The following is a 3887-nucleotide window of genomic DNA, read 5'->3' as shown; positions in this document are numbered from 1 at the left end:
CTCCCGCGCATTTTGACGATGCCCATAACATCGCCTGCGTGGTCAGCGGCAAGCGCCGGTTTACCCTGTTCCCGCCGGAACAGATCGGCAATCTTTATATCGGCCCTCTGGATTTCGCGCCCACGGGTGCGCCGATCAGCATGGTGGCGCTGAACGAGCCGGATTTCGACAAATATCCCAAGTTCAAGGATGCCCTGAAAGCGGCCAGGTCGGCAGAACTGGAGCCGGGCGATGCGCTCTACATACCGCCGCTGTGGTGGCATCATGTCGAGTCGCTGCAGGCATGCAATATCCTGGTCAATTACTGGTGGGGCGGCGCGGTCGGTACGGCCGATTCCATCCACTCCGGCTCCGACAGCCTGATGCTGGCCCTGATCAACCTGAAAAGGCGGGCGCCAGCTTATCGCCAGGCCTGGGCCGCCATCTTCAATCATTATGTTTTTGACGACAATGCGGACCTGGCTGCGCATATTCCAGCGCACCGGCATGGCGTGCTGGGCGACATGTCGACGGAACAGGAACAGCAAGTGCGGAATTACCTGGCCAGTAAACTGAAAGGCCCTTGATGGACCTTCAGCAATGATGGAAAACAGTCACCGATAGGAAAATCATGTCTAACGTTAGCTCACCGCAACAGATAGCAGCTTCACTGACAGAACACTGGTCGCCGCGCGTGGTGGCCGAAGTCGACGATTCTTACGTCAAGGTCGCCAAGGTAAAAGGTTCGCTGGCCTGGCACAGCCATGACAACGAAGACGAACTGTTCCTGATCCTGAAAGGGCATCTGCGCATCGAAATGGAAGACCGCACGGTAGAACTGGGCGAAGGCGAAATGTTCGTCGTGCCGAAAGGCGTGCGGCATAACCCGGTGGCGGAACAGGAGTGCCACATCATGCTGATCGAACGCAAGACGACGCTGCATACCGGCGATATCATCAGTGAAAAAACGCGTTCGCTGGACGAGCAGTTGCGTCCGCTGTAAAAATTACCGGCTTGCAGCCGTCAGGTCCTGCTGCGCTTTCCAGCGTGCATAATCCTGCGGCAGGCAGACTGCACAAGGCCGGTAGCCGGCGGCCCGCGCCTCAGCCTGGTTGAGAAAGAACACCCGGTTCTTCACATAACCGCCGCGCGCAATCGCCTGCAACGCCGCGCGGCAATCCAGGCGGCCGTATATGCGGCTGCGGCGGTGGCCGCCCAGTTCGCCCGGACAGTCGCTGTCATAGCTGCTGCCGTCGGCGCCGACGAGCCGCCACGCTTTGCTCACTTCCGTTTCACTTTCTTTGTTCGCGTTCCAGCAATGCGTGCTTGCGTTCCACGCCCCAGCGATAACCCGAGGCGCTGCCGTCGCTGCGGATCACGCGATGGCAGGGAATCGCCACGGCCAGGCTGTTGGCGGCGCAAGCCTGGGCCACGGCGCGCACGGCCTTGGGCGAGCCGATGCGGGCTGCGATTTCAGCATAGCTGGTGGTGCTGCCGGCCGGGATATCGCGCAACGCCTGCCAGACGCGCTGCTGGAAAGCCGTGCCGCGTACGTCCAGCGGCAGGTCCAGGCCGAGCGCAGGCGCTTCGATGAACCCCACCACTTGCGCCACCAGCTGTTCGAAATCATGATCGGCGCCAATCAGGTGGGCGCGCGGGAATTTATCCTGCAAGTCATGCGCCAGCGCATTCGGATCGTCGCCCAGGAAGATAGCGCAGACACCGCGTTCGCTGCGCGCCACCAGGATCGCGCCCAGCGAGCATTCACCGATGGCAAACCGGATATCGGTGTTGGCGCCGCCGGCGCGATAGTCGGTCGGCGTCATGCCCAGCACCTTGCCCGAGGCTTCATAGAAGCGGCTGTTGGAATTGAAGCCGGCGTCATAGATTGCTTCGGTAACCGAATGGCTGTGGCTGAGATGGTCGCGTACTTTTTTTGCGCGGTGGGCATTGGCATACGCCTTGGGCGTCAGCCCGGTGACCGCCTTGAACACGCGGTGGAAATGAAACAGGCTGAGGCCGGCGTCGGCAGCCAGCATCTCCAGGCTCGGCAGTTCTTCCGCGCTCTCGATGCGGCGGCAGGCGGCCGCTACCAGTTCGGCATGCTGGGCCGCCACCGAGGTCTGATCGGCGCCGCGCTTGCTGGGCCGGTAGCCGGCTGCTTCGGCCGCCGCCGGCGTATCGAAAAATTCGACGTTTTCCGGGCGCGGCAGGCGTGTCGGGCTGCTCGGGCGGCAATACACGCCGGTGGTCTTGACGGCGTAGACAAATTGCGTGTCTGCGGCCGGATCGCGCGCCAGTACTGCCGCCCAGCGCGGGTCGCGCTCGGCGGCTTGCCTGGCAGTGTGTTGGTGTTGTGTCAGCGCTCGCATATCGGCTTCCGGTTGGATATCGTGGCTGTACTTTAGCAACGCATCGGAGGCACGGCACTCCGAGTCTTGCTGCCAAATTCAGACAATATCTTCATTATCCTCATAATCTGCCGGATTTTTCGGCAGGCGCCACAGATACCAGGCGGCCACGGTGCGGTAAGGGCTCCAGGCCAGGCCGATGTCGCCAATCTGCTTTTTGGTCGGCACCTGCGGCAGGTTCTTCAGGCGGCGGTAGCCTTCGCGTACGCCGAAATCGTCGGCCGGCAAGATATCCATGCGCTCCAGCGTATAGATCAGGAACATTTCCACGGTCCAGCGGCCGACGCCGCGCAAGCTGATCAGGCGCTCGATGAGGTCGGCGTCGCTCATGGTTACAGCTTCGGCGCGCGGGGGCACAACGCCATCCAGCGCCGCCTGGGCAATGCCGTGGATCGTGGCGATCTTGCCGGCCGAGAAGCCGCAGCCGCGCAAGATATCGACAGGCGTATCCAGCAATTGCCGTGCACTTGGAAAAGGTGTATCGCCAAACAGGGCCAGCATGCGGCCGAGGATGGCGTCGCCGGCGCGTGCATGCAGCTGTTGGTAAGCAATTGCCCGCACCAGGGCTTCATAGGGATCGCGCGCCGGCTTGGCGGTGTGGCGGCAGGGACCGATGCGGGTTATATGGCGGGCCCAGTCAGCGTCCAGCGCTGAGAGGAATTGTTCTGCTTCATGGTAGGTATTGCCTGGTATGTCGGCAGCGAGAATGGTTGAACCCGGCATTGAAGTGAGCACTTAAGCGGCCTTGCGAAAAGTGAGATTGATCCGTTGACCGCCGAGCAGCGGGTGTTCGGCTTCCTTCAGCGGCAGCACCCCGTGATAGCGCAGGCGGTCGACGCCGCCCCAGACTACGACGTCGCCATGGAACAGCGGCACGCGCGCCGCCTTGTCGCTGCGCTCGTGGCCGCCGAACAGGAACATCGCAGGGATGCCCAGCGAAACGGAAACGATGGGCGCGGCGTAGTCCTGCTCATCCTTGTCCTGGTGCAGCGACAGCCTGGTTCCTGGCTGGTAGCGGTTGATCAGGCAGGCATCCGGCAGGAAATCGTCGAATCCGGCTTGTGCTGCCGCGGCTTGCGCCAGTTGCAAAAAAATGTCGGGCATGGCGGGCCAGTTGCGGCCGTTGTCCGGGTCGATAGCGCTGTAGCGGTAGCCGCGGCGGTCGCTGGTCCAGCCTAGGGCGCCGCAGCAGGTCATGGCCACCGACATGCGGAAGCCGCCGGGCGTCACCAGGTGGCGGAACGGCGATGTTTGCTGGATTGTTTCCAGTAGCGGCAACAGCTGCGCTACGTATGGCGTGGCGAAGGCACGCAATACGAATGCATCTTGCGCCAGTTGCTGCTGGCGTTTGTCAGACAATCCGGACAATTCTTCAAGGTCGAACAAATCTAAAGTCATGCGCTGCTCTTCATAAAGCGTCATGGAAAATCACGCCCAGCGTGTGCCGCGACCCGGAGCGGATGCGGCTGACGCCATGCCGTAAATTTACCCTATATG

At 61.9% G+C, this 3887-nt stretch carries 7 protein-coding genes; 2 read left to right on the top strand and 5 right to left on the bottom strand.

Annotation, left to right across the window (positions count from 1 at the left end; translation table 11 throughout):
- Together JWQ61_RS17805 and JWQ61_RS17800 are read left to right on the top strand one after the other, a co-directional pair.
- Positions 1 to 566, top strand: a 566-nt coding sequence (locus tag JWQ61_RS17805; protein ID WP_304361684.1) for a cupin-like domain-containing protein, incomplete at its 5' end; no start/stop codon positions are given.
- Between the two features lie 44 nt (positions 567 to 610).
- Positions 611 to 982 (top strand): cupin domain-containing protein, encoded by a 372-nt coding sequence (locus JWQ61_RS17800; protein WP_304361683.1) that lies wholly within the window; start codon positions 611 to 613, stop codon positions 980 to 982.
- A 3-nt stretch (positions 983 to 985) separates the two neighbouring features.
- Here JWQ61_RS17800 and JWQ61_RS17795 read toward each other — a convergent pair whose 3' ends face one another.
- The 5 genes from JWQ61_RS17795 to JWQ61_RS17775 form a co-directional block, all read right to left on the bottom strand.
- Positions 986 to 1264 carry an Ada metal-binding domain-containing protein gene (locus JWQ61_RS17795; RefSeq protein WP_304361682.1) on the bottom strand — a complete coding sequence of 93 codons (279 nt, stop codon included), beginning with the start codon at positions 1262 to 1264 and terminating at the stop codon, positions 986 to 988.
- Between the two features lie 7 nt (positions 1265 to 1271).
- On the bottom strand, positions 1272 to 2351 hold the full coding sequence (gene ada / locus JWQ61_RS17790) for a bifunctional DNA-binding transcriptional regulator/O6-methylguanine-DNA methyltransferase Ada (protein WP_304361681.1): 1080 nt from the start codon (positions 2349 to 2351) through the stop codon (positions 1272 to 1274).
- 78 nt (positions 2352 to 2429) lie between these two features.
- The gene (locus JWQ61_RS17785; protein WP_304361680.1) at positions 2430 to 3113 is read right to left on the bottom strand and encodes a DNA-3-methyladenine glycosylase; all 684 of its coding nucleotides are present in this window, start codon (positions 3111 to 3113) and stop codon (positions 2430 to 2432) included.
- Between the two features lie 12 nt (positions 3114 to 3125).
- Positions 3126 to 3788, bottom strand: coding sequence for a DNA oxidative demethylase AlkB (gene alkB, locus JWQ61_RS17780; protein WP_304361679.1), 663 nt, complete (start codon positions 3786 to 3788; stop codon positions 3126 to 3128).
- A 10-nt stretch (positions 3789 to 3798) separates the two neighbouring features.
- On the bottom strand, positions 3799 to 3887 hold an 89-nt coding region (locus tag JWQ61_RS17775; RefSeq protein ID WP_304361685.1), incomplete at its 5' end, for a 2OG-Fe(II) oxygenase.

Origin of the sequence: Collimonas fungivorans (assembly GCF_028292705.1) — a bacterium.
Lineage (GTDB): Bacteria > Pseudomonadota > Gammaproteobacteria > Burkholderiales > Burkholderiaceae_D > Collimonas > Collimonas fungivorans_B.
This window is presented reverse-complemented; position numbering and strand designations above follow the sequence as displayed.

What these genes read in the sequence shown, in the direction of transcription:
- JWQ61_RS17800 (WP_304361683.1), top strand. Translation starts at nt 611, where the DNA reads ATGTCTAACGTTAGCTCACCGCAACAGATAGCAGCTTCACTGACAGAA.
- ada (WP_304361681.1), bottom strand. Translation starts at nt 2,351, where the DNA reads ATGCGAGCGCTGACACAACACCAACACACTGCCAGGCAAGCCGCCGAG.
- JWQ61_RS17785 (WP_304361680.1), bottom strand. Translation starts at nt 3,113, where the DNA reads ATGCCGGGTTCAACCATTCTCGCTGCCGACATACCAGGCAATACCTAC.
- alkB (WP_304361679.1), bottom strand. Translation starts at nt 3,788, where the DNA reads ATGACTTTAGATTTGTTCGACCTTGAAGAATTGTCCGGATTGTCTGAC.